This window comes from Cellulomonas sp. S1-8, assembly GCF_026184235.1.
Taxonomy (GTDB): Bacteria; Actinomycetota; Actinomycetes; order Actinomycetales; family Cellulomonadaceae; genus Cellulomonas.
On record NZ_CP110806.1, the window covers coordinates 1,783,863 to 1,806,301 of the forward strand.

The following is a 22,439-nucleotide window of genomic DNA, read 5'->3' on the forward strand; positions in this document are numbered from 1 at the left end:
CGCCCCCGCCGGTCCTGCGAAACCACCTCGCTCCACAGTTGTCCCCGACCGGCCGCCTGGCTGGCGAGGGGAGAAGCGATCCGCATGGAGCTGGACACGGGAGCAACTGCCTGGATGCTGACCTCAGCGTCCCTGGTGCTGCTCATGACGCCAGGACTGGCGTTCTTCTACGGCGGCATGGTCCGCGGCAAGTCCGTCCTCAACATGATGATGATGTCCTTCGGGGCGATCGGTGTCGTCGTCGTCGTGTACGTGCTGTGGGGCTGGTCGATGTCCTACGGTGCGGATGTCGCCGGGATCTTCGGCAACCCGTTCGACCAGTTCGGCCTCAGCGGCACGCTGTGGGACGACGCCGGTGAGTACGCCATCGACGGGTTCGGGGTGCCGACAGCGGTCGGCGTCGCCTTCCAGGTGACGTTCGCGATCATCACCGTCGCCCTCATCAGCGGGTCGCTCGCCGACCGCGTGAAGTTCGGTACGTGGCTGACGTTCGTCGCCCTGTGGGTGACGGTCGCGTACTTCCCGATGGCCCACATGGTCTGGGGCGGCGGGCAGCTGTCCGGCGCCGAGGGCTCCATCGCGGCGGCGATCTTCGGCACCACGGACGGTGTCGCGAACACGACGCCGATCGACTTCGCCGGTGGCACGGTCGTCCACATCAACGCCGGTGTGGCCGCGCTGGTCCTGGCGCTCATCATCGGCAAGCGCAAGGGCTTCGGCACCGAGGCGATGCGTCCGCACAACCTGCCGTTCGTCATGCTGGGCGCCGCCCTGCTGTGGTTCGGCTGGTTCGGGTTCAACGCCGGCTCGGCCTTCACCGCCGACGGCACCGCCGGTCTCGCCTGGGTCAACACGACGGCCGCGACGGCCGCCGCGATGCTCGCCTGGCTCGCCACGGAGAAGGTCCGTGACGGGCACGCCACGTCGCTCGGTGCCGCGTCCGGCATCGTGGCGGGCCTGGTCGCCATCACGCCGGCCGCGGGCGCGCTGCGTCCGGTCACCGCGATCATCCTGGGTGTCGTCGCGGGTGTGCTCTGCGCCCTCGCGGTGGGCCTGAAGTTCCGCTTCGGCTACGACGACTCGCTCGACGTCGTCGGCGTCCACCTGGTCGGTGGCCTCGTCGGCACCATCCTCATCGGCTTCCTGGCCGCCGACGGTGGCCTGTTCTTCGGTGGGGGTGCCGACCTGCTGCTCATCCAGGTCATCATTGCGGTGGTGGCGATCGTGTTCTCCGGCCTGGTCACTCTGGTCATCGGGCTCATCCTGAAGTCCACGCTCGGATGGCGTGTCTCGCAGGACGTCGAGGTCGGCGGCATCGACCTCGCGGTGCACGGCGAGACCGCGTACGAGACCCTTGGCGGAGCCCGTGTCGTGTCGGAGGTGAAGTGATGACGAAGCTCGTGACGGCTGTCATCCAGCCGCATCGGTTGGATGACGTGAAGTCGGCGCTCGAGGCTGCCGGGGTCCGCGGACTCACGGTCAGCGAGGCCAGCGGCTACGGCCGCCAGCGCGGCCACACCGAGGTGTACCGCGGTGCCGAGTACACGGTGGACCTGGTGCCGAAGGTGCGCATCGACGTCCTCGTCGCGGACGAGGACGTGGCCGGGGTCACCGAGGTGATCGTGCAGGCGGCGCAGACCGGCAAGATCGGCGACGGCAAGGTCTGGGTCGTCCCGGTCGAGGACGTGGCTCGCGTCCGCACCGGCGAGCACGGCGACGACGCCCTCTAGCGGGACGGTCACGCCGACGACATGACGACTGGACGGCCGCCCGCGGGGGGCGCGGCCGGGTCGCCGCAGCAGCCGCAGGTCCCGCACCCCGCCGGGGTGCGGGACCTGCGTGCTGCCCGGCTCGACCTGGCCGCACGGATGATGGGTCCGGGCAGCGACGGCGTGGCACGCCGCCGCGCGATCTCCGACCTCGTGGTCGGGGCGCTCGCACGCCTGTGGACGGAGGCGACGGAGGGGCGCGACGTGCAGGGCGTCGCGCTCGGCGTGGTCGGGAGCGTGGGTCGCGGTGACGCGAGCCCCGTGTCCGACCTCGACCTGCTGCTCGTGCACGAGGGTCGGGGGCACCCGGCCGAGGAGCTCGCCGGGCTCGCCCAGCGCCTGTGGTACCCGATCTGGGACGCGGGCCTCGACCTGGACCACTCGGTGCGCTCGCTCGCGCAGTGCCGGCAGGTCGCGTCGAAGGACCTGCCCGCCGCGGTCGGCCTCCTCGAGCTGCAGCCCGTCGCGGGCGACGGCCTGGTCATCGCGCGGGCCACGTCGGCGCTGCTCGCCGACTGGCGCTCGGCGGCACGCCGACGCCTGCCCGAGCTGCTGGCCTCCACCCGGCAGCGCGCGGACCGCCACGGCGAGCTCGCGTACCTCATCGAGCCGGACCTCAAGGAGGGCCGCGGCGGGATCCGCGACGCCGTCGTGCTGTCGGCGCTCGCGGCGACGTGGCTCACCGACCGACCCCACGGGGCGGTCGACCACGCGTACACCCACCTGCTGGACGTCCGGGACGCCGTGCAGGTCGTCACGCGCCGGCACACCAACCGCCTGCTGCAGGCCGACCAGGACGAGGTCGCCGCGCTCGTCGGCTTCGACGACCGCGACGACCTCCTCGCGTCGATCGCCGAGGCCGGCCGCGTCATCTCCTACGCCCTGGACACCACGGCGCGCAACGCGCGGCAGGCGCTGCAACGCCCCGCGCGCGCACCGATGCTGGTGCGCGGCCGACGCACCCCGCCGCGCCTGCGCGCGATCGGCGAGGGTCTCGTCGAGCACGACGGCGAGCTGGTCCTCGCGGTCGACGCGCGCCCCGCCGAGGACCCCGTGCTCTCGTTGCGGGCCGCCGCGACGGCCACCCGCACGGGGCTCGTCCTGTCGCCCGTCACCGTGGCGAGCCTGGAGGCGACGCCTCCGCTGCCGACCCCGTGGCCGCGGGCGGCCCGGCAGCAGCTGCTGCACCTGCTCGGCTCGGGCCCGGCGCAGGTGCCGGTGTGGGAGGCGCTCGACCTCGCCGGGGTCGCGACCACCTGGATCCCCGAGTGGGCGGGCGTGCGCAACCGACCCCAGCGCTCCGCGATCCACCGGCACACGGTCGACCGCCACCTCATCGAGACGGTCGCACGGGCGAGCCGGGACCGGCGCACCGTCGAGGCACCGGACACGCTCCTGCTCGCGGCGCTGCTGCACGACATCGGCAAGCGCGCCGGGGCCGGTGACCACTCGATCGAGGGTGCGCGCCTCGCCGGCCCGATCGTGGCCCGCATGGGCTTCGGCCCCCAGGTCGTCGCGGACGTGACGCGGCTGGTGCGGGAGCACCTGACGCTCTCCGAGCTGGCCACGACCGCCGACCCGGACGACCCGGCGACCGTCGAGCGGCTGCTCGACGCCGTCGACCGTCGACCGGACCTCCTCGTGCTGCTGCGCACGCTGACCGAGGCGGACGCGTCGGCGGCGGGCCCGGCGGCGTGGACGGCGTGGCGGGCGACGCTCGTCGACGACCTGACGGCCCGGGCCACCCGTGCGCTGGCGGGTACCCTGGGACGTCCGTAGCCGTCCCGCCGATCACCGCGAGGCCCAGGTTGTTCGCCACCCTCTCCGACCGTCTCACGTCGACGTTCAAGAACCTGCGTGCGAAGGGTCGCCTGTCCGAGGCGGACATCGACGCCACGATCCGCGAGATCCGGCGTGCGCTGCTCGACGCCGACGTCGCCGTCCCGGTCGTGCGGCAGTTCACCGGTGCCGTGCGCGAGCGCGCGCTGTCGGCCGAGGTGTCGGGGGCGCTCAACCCGGCGCAGCAGGTCGTCAAGATCGTCAACGAGGAGCTCGTCGCGATCCTCGGCGGGCAGACGCGCACGCTCGCCTTCGCCAAGCAGCCGCCGACCGTCATCATGCTCGCGGGCCTGCAGGGTGCGGGCAAGACGACGCTCGCGGGCAAGCTCGCGCTCTGGCTGCGCGAGCAGGGGCACACCCCGCTCCTCGTCGCCGCGGACCTGCAGCGCCCCAACGCGGTGACACAGCTGCAGGTCGTGGGCGAGCGCGCGGGAGTCCCGGTCTACGCCCCGCACCCCGGCAACCAGGGCGCGGACGACGTGCTGCCCTCCGGTGCGGACCCCGTGGCGGTCGCCCGCGCCGGGCTCGAGACGGCACGGCAGAAGCAGTACAGCGTCGTGGTCGTCGACACCGCGGGACGCCTCGGCGTCGACGCCGAGCTCATGGCGCAGGCCACGGACATCCGTGACGCCGTCGACCCGGACGAGGTCCTGTTCGTCGTCGACGCGATGATCGGCCAGGACGCCGTCACCACGGCCCAGGCCTTCGCCGACGGCGTCGGGTTCACGGGTGTCGTGCTGTCCAAGCTCGACGGCGACGCGCGCGGCGGCGCGGCCCTGTCGATCGCGAGCGTCACCGGCCGGCCGATCATGTTCGCGTCGACCGGCGAGAAGCTCACCGACTTCGAGGTGTTCCACCCCGACCGCATGGCGTCGCGGATCCTCGACATGGGCGACGTGCTGACGCTCATCGAGCAGGCCGAGAAGTCGTTCGACACCGAGCAGGCCGAGAAGATGGCCGGCAAGCTCGCGTCGGGTGAGGACTTCACGCTCGAGGACTTCCTCGTGCAGATGCAGCAGCTCAAGAACATGGGCTCGATCAAGAAGATGTTCGGCATGCTGCCGGGCATGGGCCAGATGCGCGAGGCGCTGGAGAACTTCGACGAGCGCGAGGTCGACCGCATCGAGGCGATCATCCGGTCGATGACGCCCGGGGAGCGGCAGAACCCGAAGATCATCAACGGCTCGCGGCGTTCACGCATCGCGCGCGGGTCGGGCACCACGACGAGCGAGATCAACCAGCTGCTCGAGCGCTTCGACGGTGCGCGCAAGATGATGCGTCAGATGGCCAAGGGCGGGGGCATGCCCGGCGGGATGCCCGGCATGGGCAACCTGCCCGGCATGGGGGGCAAGAAGTCGCGCGGACGCCAGGCGCCGCCGGCGAAGCGCGCCAAGGGTGCGCGGTCCGGCAACCCCGCCCGGCGCGCCGAGCAGGAGCGCGCGGCCGCCGCCCGTGCCGCGGGGGAGGCGCCCGCCGCGCCCGCGGGCTCCGCGTTCGGCCTCGGCGGCCAGCCCGCCGCGGATGCGAGCGGCACGCTCGACCCGAGCGACCTGCCGGCCGGGCTGGGTGACCTGTTCAAGGGCCGCTGAGGTCGTGATCACGCACCTGCGCGGCACGATCGTGCTCGACGACGAGCACGAGGTGGGCGAGGCCTGGATCGTGGGGGACCGGCTGACGCTCGAGCAGCCGGTCGAGCCGCCGGAGGCCGTGCTGGACGGCGTCGTGCTGCCGGGCCTGGTCGACGTGCACTGCCATGTGGGGCTCGGGGCCGACGGCCCGGTCGACGGCGCGACCGCCGAGGCGCAGGCGCGGGCCGACCGCGACTCCGGGGTGCTGCTCGTCCGCGACGCCGGCTCGCCCGCGGACACCCGGTGGATCGACGCGCGTCGGGACCTGCCGCGCCTGCTGCGCGCAGGCCACCACCTGGCGCTGCCCAAGCGGTACCTGCGTCACTACGCGCGCGAGCTCGCGGACCCCGCGCAGCTCCCGCAGGCGGTCAGCGAGGAGGCGGCGCGGGGTGACGGCTGGGTCAAGATCGTCGCCGACTGGATCGACCGGGACCTGGGCGCCGACGGCGACCTGCGCCCGCTGTGGCCCGCCGACGTCCTGGCCGAGGCGGTCGCCGCCGCCCACGCCGCCGGGGCCCGGGTCACGGCCCACACGTTCAGCCACGAGGCTCTCGACGCGCTGCTCGACGCGGGCGTGGACGGGCTGGAGCACGCGACCGGCGCGACCCCCGAGCAGGTCGCGCGCATCGCGGCCGCCGGCATCCCCGTGACGGCCACGCTGCTGCAGGTCGGCCAGTTCGACGCGATCGCCGCGCAGGGCGAGGCCCGCTACCCGCGGTTCGCGGCGCGCATGCGCCGGTTGCACGCGCGCCGTCACGACCACGTCCGTGACCTGCACGACGCGGGCGTCCCGGTGCTCGTCGGCACCGACGCGGGCGGCACCCTCGGGCACGGGCGCATCGCCGACGAGGCCGCCGAGATGGTGCTGGCTGGCATCCCGGCGCACGACGTCGTCGCGGCGGCGTCCTGGCGCACCCGCGCGTGGCTCGGGGTGCCCGGCATCGCCGAGGGCGCGAGCGCGGACGTGGTCGTGTACGCCACGGACCCGCGCACGGACATCCGCGCGCTGGCCGACCCGCGCGCGGTCGTGCTGCGCGGCGTTCGCGTGCGCTGAGCGGTCGCTCGCGTCAGCCGTCCTGGGACGCCGAGCTCAGTGCGACCGCGCCCCGCTTCGACCTGACGACGCCTGGCGGCAACGCCGCGAGGAATCGTCCCCACGGGCGCTCGGTCCGACGGAAGTGCCTCGGGTTGATGACCACCGACGCGCCTGTGCGGGTGACGAGCTCGACATCGCCGTCGTCGTCCTCTCCCACCAGGACGACGTCCTCCACCTGCACCTTGACACCCGTCGACACCAGGACGAGCTGACGTGGACCGAGGCTGATCTCGAGCCCGCGCTGCGGACCGAAGTACCGGCCCTTGTGAAACGTGCCCTTCGGCGTGACGAGCGCCGAGGCGAGGTCGTGGCGGACACCCCCACCCGCGAGATCGATCATGACCTCGCGGTGCGACATGTCGGCGTAGGTGCGCAGGGGCACACGCATCGTGAGCCCCAGCTCCTTCTCCAGGAGCTCGAACGCGTCGGGGTCGTCGACCAGGTGACGCGGGTACGTGACGAGCATCGTCGGCAGGAGGCGGGCGACGGCATCGCGGACCTCCGCGGCGTCCAGCCCGAGTCCGGTGTCGACCGGGGGAGGTGCCGGCAAGCCGCGCGCCTCCGACTCCGCAGCGGTGAACAACCAGTCCCGTCGCGTGTCGACCAGTGAGGCGTCGGCGGCGAGCGTCTCGGTCACGTGCACGAGGGCCTCGGGGTCCGGTCCGTCGGACGCGAGGGCGCGCAGGATGCGGACGGTTTCCCGGAGCACGTCGCGCGCGCCGGCGGGTGTCGGAGGGTCGGAGGCGAACGTCCAGCTGCTTGTCGAGCTGTCGACCTGGAAAGCGGCGACGTCGACGCCGTACACGCTGCCGTTCGCGCGCCGCAGCCGGCGCTCGAGGGTCTCGCGGACCACGGACCCGACCAGCCGGCGGTGCTCGGGCGGGAGGTCGACCAGGAAGGACACCGCCACCTGGGAGTCGTCGGCGTACGCGATCCCGGGCGCCGGCAGGGCCAGGGGAGCGGGATGCTCGCCGCGGACCGACGGTCCGGCAGGGAGTCGCGGGTCGAGGTCGGGCGTCGGCGGGCGGGTCAGCGCGAGCCGGCTCGCCCCGGTGACGAACGCGCGGGCGGCGAACCCGCGCACGTCGGAGGCGTCGAGGGCGAGGAGCGGGGCGTGGCCGAGGTCCGACAGCCCGAGGCCGGCCGCACCCCACCGCGCCGCGAGCGGCCCGATGCCGGCGTACAGGCCGCTCAGTCCGACCTCCGCGAGCACGGTCGCGCGGTCCACGCGGAGCTCGGCGTCGGTGATGTCGTGCAGCGAGGTCGCCGCAGCCGCGACCCGGTGGAGGAAGTCGTGGACGCGAGGTTGGTCCCCGGTGGCCCAGAACGTGATCGAGTCGGGGCTGGACACCGCGTTGTGCTCCACGGTCACGTGCCCGACACGCGACATCACGACATGCTCGACGAGGTGGTGCAGACCTGCCGTCGTCGGGGTGAGGTCTCGGGCGCCGATACCCACGACCAGTGCCGCGGTGTAGTCACCGGGCAGGTCGCACCACAGCGTGGGGATGCCAGCGATGGTCGTCCGGTCGATGGTCGTCGAGAGCGTCACAGCATCCGTCGCAGGGGTCGTGGTGGGCAGGCGTGAGCGGACGGTATCGGACCGCGGCGCGGGTCGGGAACCGCGATTGGGTGCAGGAGCGGACCGTCTGGCACAATGATCGGTTGTACTCGGTCCGTGCAGCCCCTCTACCTGCCCGGTGCCGTGTCCTTCGGCCGGACCGGCGTGCCCACCCCACGGGACGCGCCGCGAGGCCACCCCAGCAGACCTCAGGAGAACACCACCTCGTGGCCACGAAGATCCGTCTCAAGCGCATCGGCAAGATCCATGCGCCGTACTACCGCATCGTCGTCGCCGACTCGCGCACCAAGCGCGACGGTCGCGTGATCGAGGAGATCGGCAAGTACCACCCGACCGAGGAGCCCTCGTTCATCGAGGTCGCGTCCGAGCGGGCGCAGTACTGGCTCGGTGTCGGCGCGCAGCCCAGCGAGCAGGTGCTCGTGCTGCTCAAGATCACCGGTGACTGGCAGAAGTTCAAGGGCCTGCCGGGTGCCGAGGGCACGCTGCGGACCAAGGCCGCCAAGGTCGACCCGAAGGCGGCCGTCGAGGCTGCCGCGCTGGACGCCGAGAAGGTCAAGGCGAAGGCGTCGGAGAAGAAGGCTGCCGCAGCCGTGGAGGCGCCCGCCGAGCAGGCGGCTCCCGCCGAGGACGAGCAGGCCTGATGCTCGCCGACGCGCTCGAGCACCTGGTGCGCGGCATCGTCGACCACCCGGACGACGTGCACGTGCGTGCGACGTCGTTGCGCCGTGGGGAGATGCTCGAGGTGCGCGTGCACCCCGAGGACCTCGGGCGCGTCATCGGTCGCGGCGGCCGGACCGCACGTGCGCTGCGCACGGTGGTCGGGGCGCTGTCGCCCGACGGTGCCGTGCGCGTCGACGTGGTCGACGTCGACCGGCGCTGACCGCAGACACCCGACGGCCCGGTCCCTCGCGAGGGACCGGGCCGTCGTCGTCCCCGACACGTCGGGGGAGGGAGTGAGCATGCTGCTGACCGTCGCCCGGATCGGGCGCCCGCACGGGTTGCGGGGCGAGGTCGCGCTCGACGTGCGCACCGACGCCCCCGAGACGCGGTTCGTCGTCGGTGCGCGCTTCGTCACCGAGCCGGCGGGCCCAGGGCCGCTCGAGATCGAGGGCCTGCGGGAGGCCCAGGGCCGCTGGTACGCGACGTTCGTGCGGGTCCCGGACCGCTCCGCCGCCGAGGCCCTGCGCGGCGTCGCCCTGCTCGTCGAGTCCGACGACGACCCGGACGACGACGACGGCTGGTACCCGCACGAGCTCGTCGGGCTGCGCGCCGAGCACGCGCTCGACGGGCGGGTGCTGGGCGAGGTCATCGGGCTCGAGCACCTGCCGGCCCACGACGTGCTCGTGCTGCGCGAGCCGGACGGGGCGCGCACGCTCGTGCCGTTCGTGGAGGCGATGGTGCCGGTCGTCGACGTCGCCGGTGGCCGGGTCGTGCTCGACCCGCCGGGGGGCCTGCTCGCCGCGGACGCCGAGAACCTCGTGGTCAGCGACGAGACGCGCGGCGACGACTCCCCGGGCCGGGCCTGAGCCGTGCGCATCGACGTCGTCTCGATCTTCCCGGAGTACCTGGCCCCGCTCGAGCTCTCACTGGTCGGCAAGGCGCGGACCACGGGCCTGCTGGACCTGCGCGTGCACGACCTGCGCACGTGGACGGACGACCGGCACCGCACGGTCGACGACACACCCGTGGGCGGCGGCGCCGGCATGGTCATGCGACCCGACGTGTGGGGGCGTGCGCTCGACGACGTCCTGACCCCGCAGGCGCACCTGCTCGTGCCGTCGCCCGCGGGTGCCCCGTTCACGCAGCGCCTGGCCGAGCAGCTCGCGGGGGAGGCGCACCTCGTCCTGGCGTGCGGCAGGTACGAGGGCATCGACGCACGCGTCGCCGAGCACTACGCGCAGACGGGTCGCGTCACCGAGGTCTCGCTGGGCGACTACGTGCTCAACGGCGGCGAGGTGGCCGCGCTCGTCGTCGTCGAGGCCGTCGCGCGCCTGCTTCCGGGCGTGGTCGGCAACCCGGAGTCCCTCGTCGAGGAGTCGCACGGGGCGGCAGGGCTGCTCGAGTACCCCGTCTACACGCGGCCCACGTCGTGGCACGGGCACGAGGTGCCGGAGGTGCTGCTGTCGGGTCACCACGCGCGCATCGAGCGGTGGCGCCGCGACGAGGCGCTGCGGCGGACCGCGGCGCGGCGCCCCGACCTGGTCGCGGCGCTCGACGTCGCGGGGCTGGACCGCCACGACCGCGACGTCCTCGCGGCGTGCGGGTGGGAGGTCGCCGACGGGCGGCTGGTTGGGTCCACGACGGCCGCTGTGGCAGAATGACCCCTCGGTGTGCGTCCGCCGCCTCTCTGCCGCAGGGGAGAGCGCCCGTGACGCGCGGACCGGAACGGCCCTCGGCCGTCTGCCCGGTCCGGACCGAACGAGACCCGAACCACGGGCGTCCGCCCTGCCCCGGCAGCGCGTGCGCCCGTCGATCACGTACCTGACCTGCGGCAGGACGGGGAAGCGACACCACATGCAGACGCTCGACGCGGTCGACGCAGCATCGCTGCGGAACGACCACCCGGACTTCCGTCCCGGCGACACCCTCAAGGTCAACGTGAAGGTCGTCGAGGGCAACCGCTCCCGCATCCAGGCGTTCCAGGGTGTCGTCATCGCACGCCAGGGTGCCGGCGTGCGCGAGACGTTCACGATCCGCAAGATCAGCTTCGCCGTGGGCGTCGAGCGGACCTTCCCGCTGCACACCCCCTCGATCGACACGATCGAGGTCGTGACGCGCGGTGACGTGCGCCGCGCGAAGCTGTACTACCTGCGCGCGCTGCGCGGCAAGAAGGCGAAGATCAAGGAGAAGCGCGAGAACGCTCCGGCCAAGAAGGCCTGAGCACCGCACCCCCTGCACGTCGCGACGGGCGGTCACCCTCGGGTGGCCGCCCGTCGTTCGTCCCCGGTGCGGGCCTCCTGGCGGGCGCCCAGGTGCCGTCCAGGTCGGGTCTCGCGGGGTGGCTCACCCACCCGTGGGCTGCGTGTCCGTGCCAGAGTGTGACGGTGACAGAGTTCCGAGCCGACGGAACGGGGACGACGCCGTCCCCGGGCCCCGCCACCCACGCACCCTCCAGCGCCGCGCGCCCACTGTGGACCCCCACGGGCGCCCAGAGTGGCGGAGCGGGCCAGGAGTGGGCGTCGCGCGCTCGGGACGACCAGGCCGACGACGCCGACGCGTCCCACCGCCAGCGCGACCGCGACGCCGTCCGCCGCCGGCCCAGCACGGCGTGGTCCTGGGTGCGCGAGACCGGGATCATCCTCGTCAGCGCGCTGGTGCTCTCCCTGGTCGTCAAGACCTTCCTCGTGCAGGCCTTCTTCATCCCGTCGCAGTCCATGCGCGAGACGCTGGTCGAGAACGACCGGATCCTGGTCACCAAGCTGACCCCCGGCCCGTTCGACCTGCGACGCGGCGACGTCGCGGTGTTCAAGGACCCGGGGGGCTGGCTGACGCCCGAGATCGTCGAGCCGCGGAGCCCGTTCGCCCAGGCCGTGAACGACGGGCTGACCTTCATCGGCCTGCTCCCGCAGGACGCCGGCGAGCACCTCGTCAAGCGGGTCATCGGGCTGCCGGGCGACCACGTGGTCTGCGCGGGTCCGGGGCAGCCGATCACGGTCAACGGCGTCGCCCTGGACGAGCCCTACCTCGCCCCGGGCTCGCAGCCGAGCGAGCGGGCCTTCGACGTGGTCGTGCCGGCCGGCTCGCTGTGGGTGATGGGCGACAACCGCCAGCACTCAGCGGACTCGCGGTACAACCAGGGCCGGGCAGGGGGCGGGTCCGTGCCGGTGGCCAACGTCGTCGGTGTGGCGTTCGTCACCGTCTGGCCGGTCGACCGGTTCACGACGCTGCGGAACCCGACCGAGACGTTCGCGAACGTGCCCGACGCGGGATGACGGATCTGGTGACGGGCGTCGCGCCCGGCAGCACGGCCCGGTCGGCCGGGACGCCGGTCCGCCGGGGCGTGGCCCGCCCGACCCCTCACCTGCGGCACGAGCGCGCGCTGCTGCGTACGGGCCTGCGCTACGTCGCGGGCATGGACGAGGTGGGACGGGGTTCGTTGGCCGGTCCGGTGTCGGTGGGCGTGGTCGTGGTGGACGTGGCGACGCGCTCCGCACCGCGCGGCGTCGCGGACTCCAAGCTGCTGCGTCCGGCCGCCAGGGAGGCGCTGCTGCCCGCGCTCGGACGCTGGGGCGTCGCCCGCGCCGTGGGGCACGCGTCGGCCGACGAGATCGACGAGCGCGGCATCGTGGCGTCGCTCCGGCTGGCCGGGACCCGCGCCCTGCTCGCGGTCCTCGCCGTCGTCGACCGGGTGGACGCGGTGGTGCTCGACGGCTCGCACGACTGGTTGACGCCGCCCGCACCGGACCTGTTCGGGACGCAGGACGACCTGTTCTCACCGCCGCGGGACCTGCCGCGGCCGGCCGTGCACCTCAAGGTCAAGGCCGACCGGTCGTGCGCCAGCGTCGCCGCCGCCAGCGTGCTCGCCAAGTGCGAGCGGGACGCGCTCATGGTGCGGCACGCCGCGTCCCACCCGCAGTACCGGTGGGACGAGAACAAGGGGTACGCCGCGCCGGAGCACCTCGCCGCGCTGCGGGTGCACGGCCCGAGTCCGCTGCACCGCCGGTCCTGGCGCCTGCCGGGGCTCGAGGAGGCGCCCGTGGTGACGAGCGGACCGGGGTGGGAGTCGGGCACGCTGCTGCCGGACGAGGTGCTGCGCGGGCCGTCGTGACGACGCGATGGGGGATGATGGTGGCGTGAGCGCCGAGGACCTGGAGAACTACGAGACCGACATGGAGCTCGCGCTCTACCGCGAGTACCGCGACGTGGTCGGGCTCTTCTCGTACGTCGTCGAGACGGAGCGACGGTTCTACCTGGCGAACCACGTCGACCTGCAGGTGCGGTCGGCGGCGGGCGAGGTGTACTTCGAGCTGTCGCTCGTCGACGCGTGGGTGTGGGACGTCTACCGGTCCGCGCGATTCGTGAAGTCGGTGCGTGTCGTGACGTTCAAGGACGTCAACGTGGAAGAGCTCGCGAAGGCCGAGCTGGACCTCGGGTCGGGGTCGGGCTTCAGCCGCTGACGTCGTCCCGCCGCGCGGGTCGTCGTGCGTGCCGACGACGGTGCGCGCCGGCGTCGAGCCGACCACAGCCCCCGCCCGCGGACGGCCCGTCCACGGATCACGCCGCTGCCGCCCCGCGCCCGACCGCCGACCGGCAGGGTCGGTGCCGGAGGTGGTCGACGTGCGAGCGAAGGACGCGGTCGGGCGGTACGGGGAGGACGTGGCGGCGGCATTCGTCGCACGAGCGGGGTGGACGGTCCTGGCGCGCAACTGGCGCTGCTCGGAGGGGGAGCTCGACATCGTCGCCCTCGACGGCACCGAGGTCGTCGCGGTCGAGGTCAAGACGCGCCGGTCGGCGACCTACGGGCACCCGGCCGAGGCGGTGACCTACCGCAAGCTCGCACGGCTGCGACGCCTGACCGCGCGCTGGTTGCGGGAGCACGACGTGCGCGCCACCTCGGTCCGCGTCGACGTGATCGCCGTGGTCCTTCCACGGCAGGGCGCCGCCCAGGTCGAGCACCTCGTCGGGGTGGTCTGAGTGCTGGGCCGTACGCGCGCCGTGGCCCTCGTCGGGCTCGTCGGGCACGTCGTCGACGTCGAGTCGCACCTGGCACCGTCCCTGCCGGCCTTCACCCTGGTCGGCCTGCCGGACGCCTCGCTCGCGGAGGCGCGGGACCGGGTGCGGGCGGCGGTCACGTCCTCCGGGCTCGCGTGGCCGACGCGCCGCATCACGGTGAACCTGTCGCCGGCGACCCTGCCCAAGACCGGCTCGTCGTTCGACCTCGCCGTGGCCGTGGCGACCCTGGCAGGAGCCGGCCTGGTCGACACGGGCTCGGTCGCCGCCTGGGTGCACCTGGGCGAGCTCGGGCTGGACGGGCGGCTGCGGCCCGTGCGGGGCGTCCTGCCGTCCGTCGCCGCCGCGGTCGCCGCCGGCCACGCGCGGGTCGTGGTCCCGCGTGGGAACGCCGCCGAGGCGGAGCTCGTGCCCGGCGCGCAGGTGCTGGCCGCCGACAGCCTCGCGCAGGTCGCCGCGCACCACGGCGCGGACCTCGAGGTGCCGGACGTCGAGCCCGTGCGGGACGTGGTCGCCGCGCCGCCGCTGCGTGCCGTACCGGACCTGGCCGACGTGCTCGGCCAGGACGAGGCGCGGTACGGCCTGGAGGTCGCCGCCGCGGGCGGCCACCACCTGCTCATGGTCGGACCACCGGGTGCGGGCAAGACGATGCTGGCCGCGCGTCTGCCCGGCCTGCTCCCGGACCTGGAGGAGTCCGACGCCGTCGAGGTCACGGCCGTCCACTCGGTCGCCGGCACGTTCGACCCCGGGCGCGGCCTGGTGCGTCGTCCGCCGTTCGAGGACCCGCACCACACCGCGACGCCGGCGAGCATCGTCGGCGGCGGCTCCGGCCTGCCGCGGCCGGGCGCTGCGTCCCGTGCACACCGCGGCGTGCTGTTCCTCGACGAGGCCCCCGAGTTCACCTCCGCGGTCCTGCAGACCCTGCGCCAGCCCCTGGAGCACGGCGAGCTGGTGCTCCACCGAGCCGGCGGCACGGCGCGCTACCCGGCGCGGTTCCAGCTGGTCCTCGCGGCCAACCCGTGCCCGTGCGGCAACTCCGTCGGCAAGGGGCTGGCGTGCACGTGCCGCCCCGAGCAGCGGCGCCGGTACTTCGGCAAGCTGTCGGGTCCGCTGCTCGACCGCGTGGACCTGCAGCTCGAGGTCCCGGCGGCACGCGCGGCGGACATCCCCGGGGAGGGCTCCGCGGTCGTCGGGCGGCGTGTCGCGGCGGCACGCTCGGCGCAGCTCGACCGGTGGCGGGGGGCGGGGTGGCGCACGAACGCGGAGGTCCCGGGGCGTGAGCTGCACACGCGCCTGGGTGCCGACCGGCGGCTGGTGGCCGACCTGGACCGCGCCGTCGACCGCGGGACGCTGAGCCTGCGGGGCGCCGACCGCGTCCTGCGGGTGGCCTGGACCGTGGCGGACCTCGACGGGCGCCCCGCGCCGCAGCGTGCCGACGTCGCCCACGCCCTGGTGCTGCGGACGCGGGGGCACGGCGCATGAGCGGGGCACGCGACGGCGAGGTGACGCTGCCGCCCGGGGCGGCGCAGTCGGTCCCCGGCAGCGCGGAACGGCCCGGCTCGGCGCTGCACGACGACCCGCGCCGTGACGAGCGTGACGCGCGGGCGGTCTGGAGCGCCCTGGCCGAGCCCGGCGACGCCGTCGCGGGAGCCCTCGTGGATCTGTGCGGCGCGGCGGCCTCCCTGGCCTGGGTGCGGACGGCCGTCGCGGCGGGGTCCCCGGACTTCCCGGCGCTGGCGGAGCAGGTCGGGGACCTCGACGACGACCTGCGACGACGGGTCGGTGCGGCGGTGCGCCGGTGGGCCGTGCGGTTGGGTGCGCTCCAGCCGACGCGGGACCGCGAGGCGGCCGCCCGGTGCGGTGCGCGGCTCGTCGTGCCGGGCGACGACGCGTGGCCGGTCGCGCTCGACGACCTGGGTGCGCTCGCCCCGTTCGCGCTGTGGGTGCGCGGGGGCCCACCGCGCACCCACCGGTCGGTCGCACTGGTCGGGGCGCGCGCCTGCACGACCTACGGCGAGCGGGTCGCGGTGGACCTGGCCGCCGATCTCGCGCGGCGCGGGTGGACGGTCGTCTCCGGTGGGGCGTACGGGATCGACGCCGCAGCGCACCGCGGCGCGCTGCTCGGCGGCGGCGCGACCGTCGTCGTGCTCGCCGGCGGTGTCGACCGGGCCTACCCGGCGGGCAACGCCCGCCTGCTGGAGGAGGTCGTGCGGACCGGAGGGAGCCTGCTCAGCGAGGTACCACCCGGATCCACGCCCACCCGTGGTCGTTTCCTGCAGCGCAACCGGCTCATCGCCGCGGCCGCGCGGGCGACCGTCGTGGTGGAGGCGGCGTGGCGCTCCGGCGCGGCGAGCACGGCGCACCACGCCGCCCGGCTGCTGCGCCCTGTCGGTGCCGTGCCCGGGCCGGTGACGTCGGCGGCGTCGGCCGGGTGCCACCGCCTGCTGCGGGACGGGGTGGCCGTGTGCGTCACGGACGGTGCCGAGGTCGTCGAGCTGGCGGGTGACGTCGGTCCCGACACGCCCCCGGAGCGGCCGGAGGTCGACACGCGAACGGTCGACGGGCTCGACCCGCTGGCGCGCCGGGTCCACGACGGCCTGTCGCGCCGCACGCCCCACGACACGCAGCAGGTGGCCGAGCGTGCGGGGACGACGCTCGGGGAGGCCCGTGCGATGCTCGGCCTGCTCGAGCTCGAGGGTTACGCGCAACGGATCGCGTCCGGTTGGGTGGTCGGAGCCCGACATGAGCCGCAGATGGGTGAAAAAAAGCGGCGTTCGTAGGAATCCGCACCCGCGGATCGGACATTGTCGGTCAATACGTCCGGAGCCTTTGCCGGGTGAGCAGAACCACCCTTGTCCAACTGCGTGTCGCACGTCACCTTAGGGGCATGTACATGGCGGAGATCACCACAGGAGCGCACCAGCGCGTCCTCCTGTGCAGCGACTTCGCCCTGCACCTGCGCGCGCAGCGGGGTGTTTCGGAACACACGGTCCGCGCCTACCTGGGCGATCTGGACCATCTCCTGGACCATGCGGTGCGCCAGGGAGTCACCCAGCTGGCCGACGTCGACATCACAGTTCTTCGTGGTTGGCTCGCGTCGATGGCGAATGCCGACCGCAGCCGCGCGACGCTGGCGAGGCGCGCCGCCGCCGTGCGGACGTTCTTCCGGTGGGCGACCCGCACGAGCCGCGTGGGCGTCGACCCGACGCTGCGCCTCGGCACGGCGCGTGCCGCCGGCCGGCTGCCCACGGTGCTCGCGGTCGAGCCCGTCACCCGCCTGCTCGACGCGGCACGCGAGAGCGCCGCCGGTGGCGACCCCGTCCTCCTGCGGGACTGGGCCGCGGTCGAGATGCTGTACGCCACGGGCGTCCGTGTCGGCGAGCTCTGCGGCGCCGACGTCGACGACCTGGACCTGGGAGAGCTGACCCTGCGGGTCGTCGGCAAGGGCGACAAGGAGCGCGTCGTCCCCTTCGGCCGCCCCGCCGCCCGCGCGGTCGACGCCTGGCTCTCGACCGGCCGCCCCCAGCTCGCCCGCGCCGGGTCGCCCGCCGCGCTGCTGCTCGGGCGTCGCGGTGGACGTGTCGACCAGCGCCAGGTGCGCACGGTCGTCCACGACCTCGCGTCGCGGGTCGGGGTCGACGACGTCGCACCGCACGCGCTGCGCCACACCGCGGCGACGCACCTGCTCGAGGGCGGCTCCGACCTGCGCACGGTCCAGGAGATCCTCGGCCACGCGAGCCTGTCCACCACGCAGCGGTACACCCACGTATCGGCCGAGCGGTTGCGCTCGGCCTTCGAGCTCGCCCACCCACGGGCGTGACGGCATGACCAGCACCCGGGGCGGGGCCCCTACCTCCCGCCTGACGACCAGCACCACCAGCACAGAGACGGAACCGACGATGACGGCACTGCACGAAGCCCTCGCCGGCCACGACGCGCACATCGCGACACGTGGCTACCGCCCGGGCACCGCGCCTGCCGGTGTGATCCCGCAGCAGCGGACCGCACCGAGTGACACCGTCGAGGTCGTCGAGGTCGCCCCCGCGCCCGTCGCGCTCCCCGTCGAGACCCAGTCGCCGGTCGGTGCCGCGTGGACGGAGTTCACCACGACGCACTGCCAGCAGGCCCGCGAGCAGCTGATCCTGCACTACGTGCCGCTGGTGACCGCGGTCGCGGGTCGGATCGGCATGCGCCTGCCGTCGACGGTCGAGCACGCGGACCTGGTCTCGTACGGGATGTTCGGTCTCATCGACGCGATCGAGAAGTACCGCATGGACCGCGCGGTGAAGTTCGAGTCGTACGCCTCCTCGCGGATCCGCGGCGCGATCATCGACGAGCTGCGCGCGATGGACTGGGTGCCGCGCTCGGTGCGCACCAAGGCACGTGCGGTCGACCGTGCCTTCGGCGAGCTCGAGGCGACGCTGCACCGTGCGCCGACCGAGGCCGAGGTCGCGCAGCGGCTGGAGGTGCCGGTGCACGACCTGCGCGCGGTGTACTCCCAGCTGGCGTCCGTCAACATCGCCGCGCTCGACGAGCTGCTCGCCGGCAGCGACGACCGTCCCGGTGCTGCCACCCTCGCCGACACCCTGGGCGACCGCCGCGCCGAGGACCCGGCCGGGTCCGTCGACGCGCAGGAGACCAAGTACCTCCTGTCGCGCGCGATCGAGTGCCTCGGTGAGCGGGAGCGCCTCGTCGTCGTCCTGTACTACTACGAGAGCATGACGCTCGCCGAGATCGGCCGTGTCCTCGGGGTCACCGAGTCGCGCATCTCGCAGATCCACACCGCTGCCATGGCCCGCCTGCGCACGCGCCTGATGGACGCCGAGCGCGCCTGAGGGTGCTCGGCGGAGGCCCGGTCACGGGACCGGGAGCAGCACGACGGGCCCGCGCCCGGGGAGCAGCGCCCACGGATCGACGTACCGGTCGTCCGTGCGCACACCCCAGTGCAGCGCCGGGCCACCCGGCACGCCGCCGTGCGCGTCGCCGCTGAGGGTGCCCACCTCGTCGCCCGCGCCGACGCGCGTCCCCACGGTGCGCGACGGGCGCACGGGCTCGAGGCTGCTGCGGAGCCCGTCGTCGTGCAGCACCGTCACCACGCCGCGCCCGGCCACCGGGCCGGCGAAGGTCACGACGCCCGCCGCGGGTGCGCGCACGCGCGCTCCGGCGGACGCGGCGAGGTCCACGCCTCGGTGACCCGCCAGCCACGGCTGCGGCGGCGGGTCGAACGCACGCAGCACCATCACCGGTGCGTCGAGGGGCGGTCGGTAGTCGACGGCGACCGCGGCACCGTGGGCCGGCGGCGTCCCGGCGGACCCCTCGTCCGCCGAGGCGGACGAGGACGAGGCCGCCAGGACGAGCGCGGTCATCAGGACGACGCGCAGCCGCACACGTCGTGCGGTGGCATCGCGGGGCAGGATGTCCATACGTGCAGCCTGCCGCCGGCGCGGACCGGACGCAGCCGTCGCGGATTGGGTCCGTGGACGAGCCTGCCGGCCGCGGGGGCTGTGGTCGGCTGAGCTGTCGCGGGTACGCGCCGGGGCGGACCGAACCTGCTCAGGGCATGCGCGCGGTGGGCTAGACTGCCACCACGACCGGCGTCCGCTGGTCGAATTCGCGTGCCACGACCCCGGTCGTCCACGTCCGACGTCTCGCGTCGATCCCCACCCGCCTGCGGGTGCACGGGCTCGTCGGGCGGCGCCGGTGGTGGCGGTGGGGACCTCGTTCCGCAGCGGTCCGGGCCTCGTGCCCGGCGCGGGCGTCGTGTGGCACCAGGGGCGCGGCCACCGGGCCGGGCCGACAACCGAGACCGCGGGCCCCGGGGGGTCCGCACGAGTGCGTGCGCCTCACGGTGCGCGCCGGAAGGACGTGCCATGGCCGTCGTGACCATGCGCCAGCTGCTCGAGAGCGGTGTCCACTTCGGGCACCAGACCCGCCGCTGGAACCCTAAGATGAAGCGCTTCATCTTCACCGAGCGCAACGGCATCTACATCGTCGACCTGCAGCAGTCGCTGTCGTACATCGACCGCGCCTACGACTTCGTCTCGCAGACGATCGCGCACGGTGGCTCGATCCTCTTCGTGGGCACCAAGAAGCAGGCGCAGGAGCCGGTGGCCGAGCAGGCCGCCCGCGTCGGCATGCCCTACGTGAACCAGCGCTGGCTGGGCGGCATGCTCACCAACTTCTCGACCGTCCACAAGCGCCTGCAGCGCCTCAAGGAGCTCGAGCAGATCGACTTCGACGACGTCGCGGGCTCGTCCCTGACGAAGAAGGAGCTGCTCGTCCTGCGGCGCGAGAAGGACAAGCTCGCCAAGACGCTCGGCGGCATCCGCGACATGGCCAAGGTCCCCTCGGCCGTGTGGATCGTCGACACGAACAAGGAGCACCTCGCGGTCAACGAGGCGCGCAAGCTCGGCATCCCGGTCGTCGCGATCCTCGACACCAACTGCGACCCCGACGTCGTCGACTACCCGATCCCGGGCAACGACGACGCCATCCGCGCCGTGCAGCTGCTCACCCGCGTGATCGCGGACGCCGTCGCCGACGGCACGCTCAAGCGCCACTCGGGTGGTGCGGCCGCCGCACAGGGTGGCGACGCCGCCGCCGAGCCGCTCGCCGAGTGGGAGCGCGAGCTGCTCGCCGGCGCCGAGGCAGGCCTGGCCGACACGGCGCCCGCAGCCGGCGACACCGCCGCTGCGATCGCGGGTGACGCGGAGTCCGCTCCCGGAACCGCCCGTCCGGAGGAGTCCGCTGTCGCCCCCGGCGACGACGCCGCGCCCGCCGTCGAGGCTGCTGCCGCTGCCGAGGCACTCGAGGAGGCCGCGGTGGCCGAGGTCACCGAAGCCGAGCCCGCCGCCGAGGCCGAGGTCACCGAGCCGGCCGCCGAGGCAGCCGAGCCGGCCGCCGAGGTCACCGAGCCGACGGCCGAGGCAGCCGAGCCGGCCGCCGAGCCCGCCGCGACCGAGGGCTCCGACAAGGCCTGACGCCGGCGCCCCCGGGCGCCCGGCACGACCCCACGGGTGCGGCGCGGACCACCGCGCCGCACCCGGCATGCCGAGGACGTCGGCATGACGCGACTCCAGGACGGACGGAACTGATGGCGAACTACTCGCTGGCAGACATCAAGGCGCTGCGCGAGCGGACCGGTGCGGGCATGCTCGACGTGAAGAAGGCGCTCGAGGAGGCCGACGGCAACGCCGACAAGGCCCTCGAGATCATCCGCGTCAAGGGCCTCAAGGGCGTCGGCAAGCGTGAGGGCCGCTCCGCGTCCGACGGCCTCGTCGCCGCGCACGTCGGCCCGACGGCCGACGGCGAGGGCCAGACGGGCGTGCTCGTCGAGGTCAACTCGGAGACCGACTTCGTCGCGAAGAACCAGACGTTCATCTCGCTCGCGGACCGCGTCCTGGCGACCGCCGTCGCCTCGGCCGCCGCCGACGCCGACGCGCTGCTGGCCGCCGAGTCCGACGGGACGCCCGTGCAGACCGTGGTCGACGAGACCGCGGCCACGCTCGGCGAGAAGATCGTCCTCCGCCGCGTCGCGCGCCTCGCCGGCGAGCACGTCGAGGTGTACCTCCACAAGGTCAGCAAGGACCTCCCGCCGCAGGTCGGCGTGCTCGTCGCGACCGACGCGGCCGGCGCCTCGGTCGCACGGGACATCGCGACGCACATCGCCGCCTTCTCGCCGACGTACCTCACGCGCGACGAGGTCCCGGCCGACGTCGTCGAGAACGAGCGACGCATCGCCGAGGAGACGGCCCGCAACGAGGGCAAGCCCGCCGGTGCGCTGCCGAAGATCGTCGAGGGTCGACTGAACGGCTTCTTCAAGGAGTCGGTCCTGGTCGAGCAGGCCTTCGCGAAGGACAACAAGAAGACGGTCGGGCAGGTGCTCGCCGAGGTGGGTGGCACGGTCACCGGCTTCGTCCGCTACCGCGTCGGCGCCTGATCGCGTGACGACGACGGTGGTCCCGGCCCTCGCGGGTCGGGACCACCGCCGCACCGGGTGCCCGCGGTCCGCCGGGCGACCCGCGCCGACCCAGCGGTCACGCGCCAGCCGGCGCACGAGCGAGGTGGAGAACACGTGAGCCAGCAGCCGTCGTCGCAGGAGCCGCACCGCAACGCGCCGAGCAGTGCCCGTCGCGTCCTGCTCAAGCTCTCCGGGGAGAGCTTCGGGGGCGGGGCCGTCGGCCTGGCCGTGCCGGTCGTGCGCCGCATCGCGGAGGAGATCGCCGCCGCCGTGAACGCCGGCGTGCAGGTCGCGATCGTCGTCGGTGGCGGCAACTTCTTCCGTGGGGTCGAGCTGCAGGTCAGCGGCATGGACCGCGCCCGCGCCGACTACATGGGCATGCTGGGCACGGTGATGAACTGCCTCGCCCTGCAGGACTTCCTGGAGCAGGCGGGCGTCAGCACCCGCGTCCAGACCGCGATCGCGATGGGACAGGTCGCGGAGCCGTACATCCCGCTGCGCGCGATCCGGCACCTGGAGAAGGGCCGCGTCGTGATCTTCGGCGCCGGTGCCGGCATGCCGTACTTCTCGACCGACACCGTCGCCGTGCAGCGCGCCCTGGAGACCCACTGCCAGGAGGTCCTCATGGGCAAGAACGGCGTCGACGGCGTCTACACCGCCGACCCGCGCACCGATCCCGACGCGCGCAAGCTCGACCACCTGACGTACACCGAGGCCATCGTCGGCGAGCTCGGGGTCATGGACACCTCTGCCCTGAGCCTGTGCCGTGACAACGACGTGCCGATGCGGGTCTTCGGTCTCGAGGCGCACGGCAACGTCACGCGCGCGCTCGAGGGTGAGAAGATCGGGACGCTCGTCACCGCGAGCTGAAGCCCGAGCCGGGTGGAACGCACGC

Annotated in this window: 23 protein-coding genes; 21 read left to right on the forward strand and 2 right to left on the reverse strand. The window is 74.1% G+C overall.

Annotated elements, in window-relative coordinates; translation table 11 throughout:
• Positions 1-84 precede the first annotated feature (84 nt).
• From OKX07_RS07955 to OKX07_RS07975, 5 genes are read left to right on the forward strand one after another with little or no spacing between them, the layout of a single operon-like run.
• On the forward strand, positions 85-1,389 hold the full coding sequence (locus OKX07_RS07955) for an ammonium transporter (RefSeq protein ID WP_265631286.1): 1,305 nt from the start codon (positions 85-87) through the stop codon (positions 1,387-1,389).
• Positions 1,389-1,730, forward strand: coding sequence for a P-II family nitrogen regulator (locus tag OKX07_RS07960; RefSeq protein ID WP_265631287.1), 342 nt, complete (start codon positions 1,389-1,391; stop codon positions 1,728-1,730). Before OKX07_RS07955 ends, OKX07_RS07960 begins: the two co-directional genes overlap by 1 nt.
• A gap of 21 nt (positions 1,731-1,751) precedes the next feature.
• Entirely contained in the window at positions 1,752-3,548 is a 1,797-nt protein-coding gene (locus OKX07_RS07965; RefSeq protein WP_265631288.1) for a [protein-PII] uridylyltransferase, read from the forward strand.
• A 29-nt stretch (positions 3,549-3,577) separates the two neighbouring features.
• Entirely contained in the window at positions 3,578-5,197 is a 1,620-nt protein-coding gene (gene ffh, locus OKX07_RS07970; RefSeq protein WP_265631289.1) for a signal recognition particle protein, read from the forward strand.
• A 4-nt stretch (positions 5,198-5,201) separates the two neighbouring features.
• Complete coding sequence (locus OKX07_RS07975) at positions 5,202-6,290, forward strand: amidohydrolase family protein (RefSeq protein WP_265631290.1); 1,089 nt, start codon at positions 5,202-5,204, stop codon at positions 6,288-6,290.
• Positions 6,291-6,303: 13 nt separating this feature from the next.
• On the opposite strand, the gene OKX07_RS07980 is transcribed toward OKX07_RS07975, so the two are convergent.
• Positions 6,304-7,884, reverse strand: a complete 1,581-nt coding sequence (locus OKX07_RS07980) for a hypothetical protein (protein WP_265631291.1) — start codon at positions 7,882-7,884, stop codon at positions 6,304-6,306.
• A gap of 236 nt (positions 7,885-8,120) precedes the next feature.
• Between OKX07_RS07980 and rpsP the strand changes: the two genes are divergently transcribed.
• The 13 genes from rpsP to OKX07_RS08045 all read left to right on the forward strand — a co-directional run bounded on the left by rpsP (position 8,121) and on the right by OKX07_RS08045 (position 18,419).
• Entirely contained in the window at positions 8,121-8,555 is a 435-nt protein-coding gene (gene rpsP, locus OKX07_RS07985) for a 30S ribosomal protein S16 (RefSeq protein ID WP_265631292.1), read from the forward strand.
• Entirely contained in the window at positions 8,555-8,794 is a 240-nt protein-coding gene (locus tag OKX07_RS07990; RefSeq protein WP_265631293.1) for an RNA-binding protein, read from the forward strand. Before rpsP ends, OKX07_RS07990 begins: the two co-directional genes overlap by 1 nt.
• A gap of 79 nt (positions 8,795-8,873) precedes the next feature.
• Positions 8,874-9,440 (forward strand): ribosome maturation factor RimM, encoded by a 567-nt coding sequence (gene rimM, locus OKX07_RS07995; protein ID WP_265631294.1) that lies wholly within the window; start codon positions 8,874-8,876, stop codon positions 9,438-9,440.
• A 3-nt stretch (positions 9,441-9,443) separates the two neighbouring features.
• On the forward strand, positions 9,444-10,235 hold the full coding sequence (trmD, locus tag OKX07_RS08000) for a tRNA (guanosine(37)-N1)-methyltransferase TrmD (RefSeq protein WP_265631295.1): 792 nt from the start codon (positions 9,444-9,446) through the stop codon (positions 10,233-10,235).
• A gap of 193 nt (positions 10,236-10,428) precedes the next feature.
• Positions 10,429-10,794 (forward strand): 50S ribosomal protein L19, encoded by a 366-nt coding sequence (rplS, locus tag OKX07_RS08005; protein ID WP_265631296.1) that lies wholly within the window; start codon positions 10,429-10,431, stop codon positions 10,792-10,794.
• Positions 10,795-10,958: 164 nt separating this feature from the next.
• The gene (lepB, locus tag OKX07_RS08010) at positions 10,959-11,846 is read left to right on the forward strand and encodes a signal peptidase I (protein WP_265631297.1); all 888 of its coding nucleotides are present in this window, start codon (positions 10,959-10,961) and stop codon (positions 11,844-11,846) included.
• Positions 11,843-12,682, forward strand: a complete 840-nt coding sequence (locus OKX07_RS08015; protein ID WP_265631298.1) for a ribonuclease HII — start codon at positions 11,843-11,845, stop codon at positions 12,680-12,682. Before lepB ends, OKX07_RS08015 begins: the two co-directional genes overlap by 4 nt.
• A gap of 25 nt (positions 12,683-12,707) precedes the next feature.
• Entirely contained in the window at positions 12,708-13,031 is a 324-nt protein-coding gene (locus OKX07_RS08020) for a DUF2469 domain-containing protein (RefSeq protein WP_265631299.1), read from the forward strand.
• A 160-nt stretch (positions 13,032-13,191) separates the two neighbouring features.
• Positions 13,192-13,548 (forward strand): YraN family protein, encoded by a 357-nt coding sequence (locus OKX07_RS08025; protein ID WP_265631300.1) that lies wholly within the window; start codon positions 13,192-13,194, stop codon positions 13,546-13,548.
• Positions 13,549-15,066, forward strand: coding sequence for a YifB family Mg chelatase-like AAA ATPase (locus OKX07_RS08030; RefSeq protein ID WP_265631301.1), 1,518 nt, complete (start codon positions 13,549-13,551; stop codon positions 15,064-15,066).
• Complete coding sequence (gene dprA, locus OKX07_RS08035; protein ID WP_265631302.1) at positions 15,063-16,364, forward strand: DNA-processing protein DprA; 1,302 nt, start codon at positions 15,063-15,065, stop codon at positions 16,362-16,364. Before OKX07_RS08030 ends, dprA begins: the two co-directional genes overlap by 4 nt.
• Before the next feature lie 113 nt (positions 16,365-16,477).
• Positions 16,478-17,404, forward strand: coding sequence for a tyrosine recombinase XerC (locus OKX07_RS08040; protein ID WP_265631855.1), 927 nt, complete (start codon positions 16,478-16,480; stop codon positions 17,402-17,404).
• Positions 17,405-17,408: 4 nt separating this feature from the next.
• Positions 17,409-18,419: a FliA/WhiG family RNA polymerase sigma factor gene (locus OKX07_RS08045; RefSeq protein WP_416220845.1), complete on the forward strand. Its 1,011-nt coding sequence runs from the start codon at positions 17,409-17,411 to the stop codon at positions 18,417-18,419.
• Positions 18,420-18,440: 21 nt separating this feature from the next.
• Here OKX07_RS08045 and OKX07_RS08050 read toward each other — a convergent pair whose 3' ends face one another.
• Complete coding sequence (locus OKX07_RS08050) at positions 18,441-19,007, reverse strand: murein hydrolase activator EnvC family protein (RefSeq protein WP_265631304.1); 567 nt, start codon at positions 19,005-19,007, stop codon at positions 18,441-18,443.
• 447 nt (positions 19,008-19,454) lie between these two features.
• Between OKX07_RS08050 and rpsB the strand changes: the two genes are divergently transcribed.
• From rpsB to pyrH, 3 genes are all read left to right on the forward strand, one after another.
• Entirely contained in the window at positions 19,455-20,564 is a 1,110-nt protein-coding gene (gene rpsB / locus OKX07_RS08055) for a 30S ribosomal protein S2 (protein ID WP_265631305.1), read from the forward strand.
• A 113-nt stretch (positions 20,565-20,677) separates the two neighbouring features.
• Entirely contained in the window at positions 20,678-21,523 is an 846-nt protein-coding gene (tsf, locus tag OKX07_RS08060; protein WP_265631306.1) for a translation elongation factor Ts, read from the forward strand.
• Positions 21,524-21,658: 135 nt separating this feature from the next.
• Positions 21,659-22,414, forward strand: a complete 756-nt coding sequence (pyrH, locus tag OKX07_RS08065; protein ID WP_265631307.1) for a UMP kinase — start codon at positions 21,659-21,661, stop codon at positions 22,412-22,414.
• The last annotated feature ends 25 nt before the right edge of the window (positions 22,415-22,439 follow it).

Excerpts from the sequence above, each read along its gene's own strand:
- OKX07_RS08045 (WP_416220845.1), top strand. The coding sequence starts at position 17,409 with ATGACCAGCACCCGGGGCGGGGCCCCTACCTCCCGCCTGACGACCAGC.
- tsf (WP_265631306.1), top strand. The coding sequence starts at position 20,678 with ATGGCGAACTACTCGCTGGCAGACATCAAGGCGCTGCGCGAGCGGACC.
- rplS (WP_265631296.1), top strand. The coding sequence starts at position 10,429 with ATGCAGACGCTCGACGCGGTCGACGCAGCATCGCTGCGGAACGACCAC.
- OKX07_RS08015 (WP_265631298.1), top strand. The coding sequence starts at position 11,843 with ATGACGGATCTGGTGACGGGCGTCGCGCCCGGCAGCACGGCCCGGTCG.
- OKX07_RS08040 (WP_265631855.1), top strand. The coding sequence starts at position 16,478 with ATGGCGGAGATCACCACAGGAGCGCACCAGCGCGTCCTCCTGTGCAGC.
- OKX07_RS08050 (WP_265631304.1), bottom strand. The coding sequence starts at position 19,007 with ATGGACATCCTGCCCCGCGATGCCACCGCACGACGTGTGCGGCTGCGC.
- OKX07_RS07965 (WP_265631288.1), top strand. The coding sequence starts at position 1,752 with ATGACGACTGGACGGCCGCCCGCGGGGGGCGCGGCCGGGTCGCCGCAG.
- OKX07_RS07955 (WP_265631286.1), top strand. The coding sequence starts at position 85 with ATGGAGCTGGACACGGGAGCAACTGCCTGGATGCTGACCTCAGCGTCC.
- dprA (WP_265631302.1), top strand. The coding sequence starts at position 15,063 with ATGAGCGGGGCACGCGACGGCGAGGTGACGCTGCCGCCCGGGGCGGCG.
- OKX07_RS07990 (WP_265631293.1), top strand. The coding sequence starts at position 8,555 with ATGCTCGCCGACGCGCTCGAGCACCTGGTGCGCGGCATCGTCGACCAC.
- rimM (WP_265631294.1), top strand. The coding sequence starts at position 8,874 with ATGCTGCTGACCGTCGCCCGGATCGGGCGCCCGCACGGGTTGCGGGGC.
- OKX07_RS07960 (WP_265631287.1), top strand. The coding sequence starts at position 1,389 with ATGACGAAGCTCGTGACGGCTGTCATCCAGCCGCATCGGTTGGATGAC.
- rpsB (WP_265631305.1), top strand. The coding sequence starts at position 19,455 with ATGGCCGTCGTGACCATGCGCCAGCTGCTCGAGAGCGGTGTCCACTTC.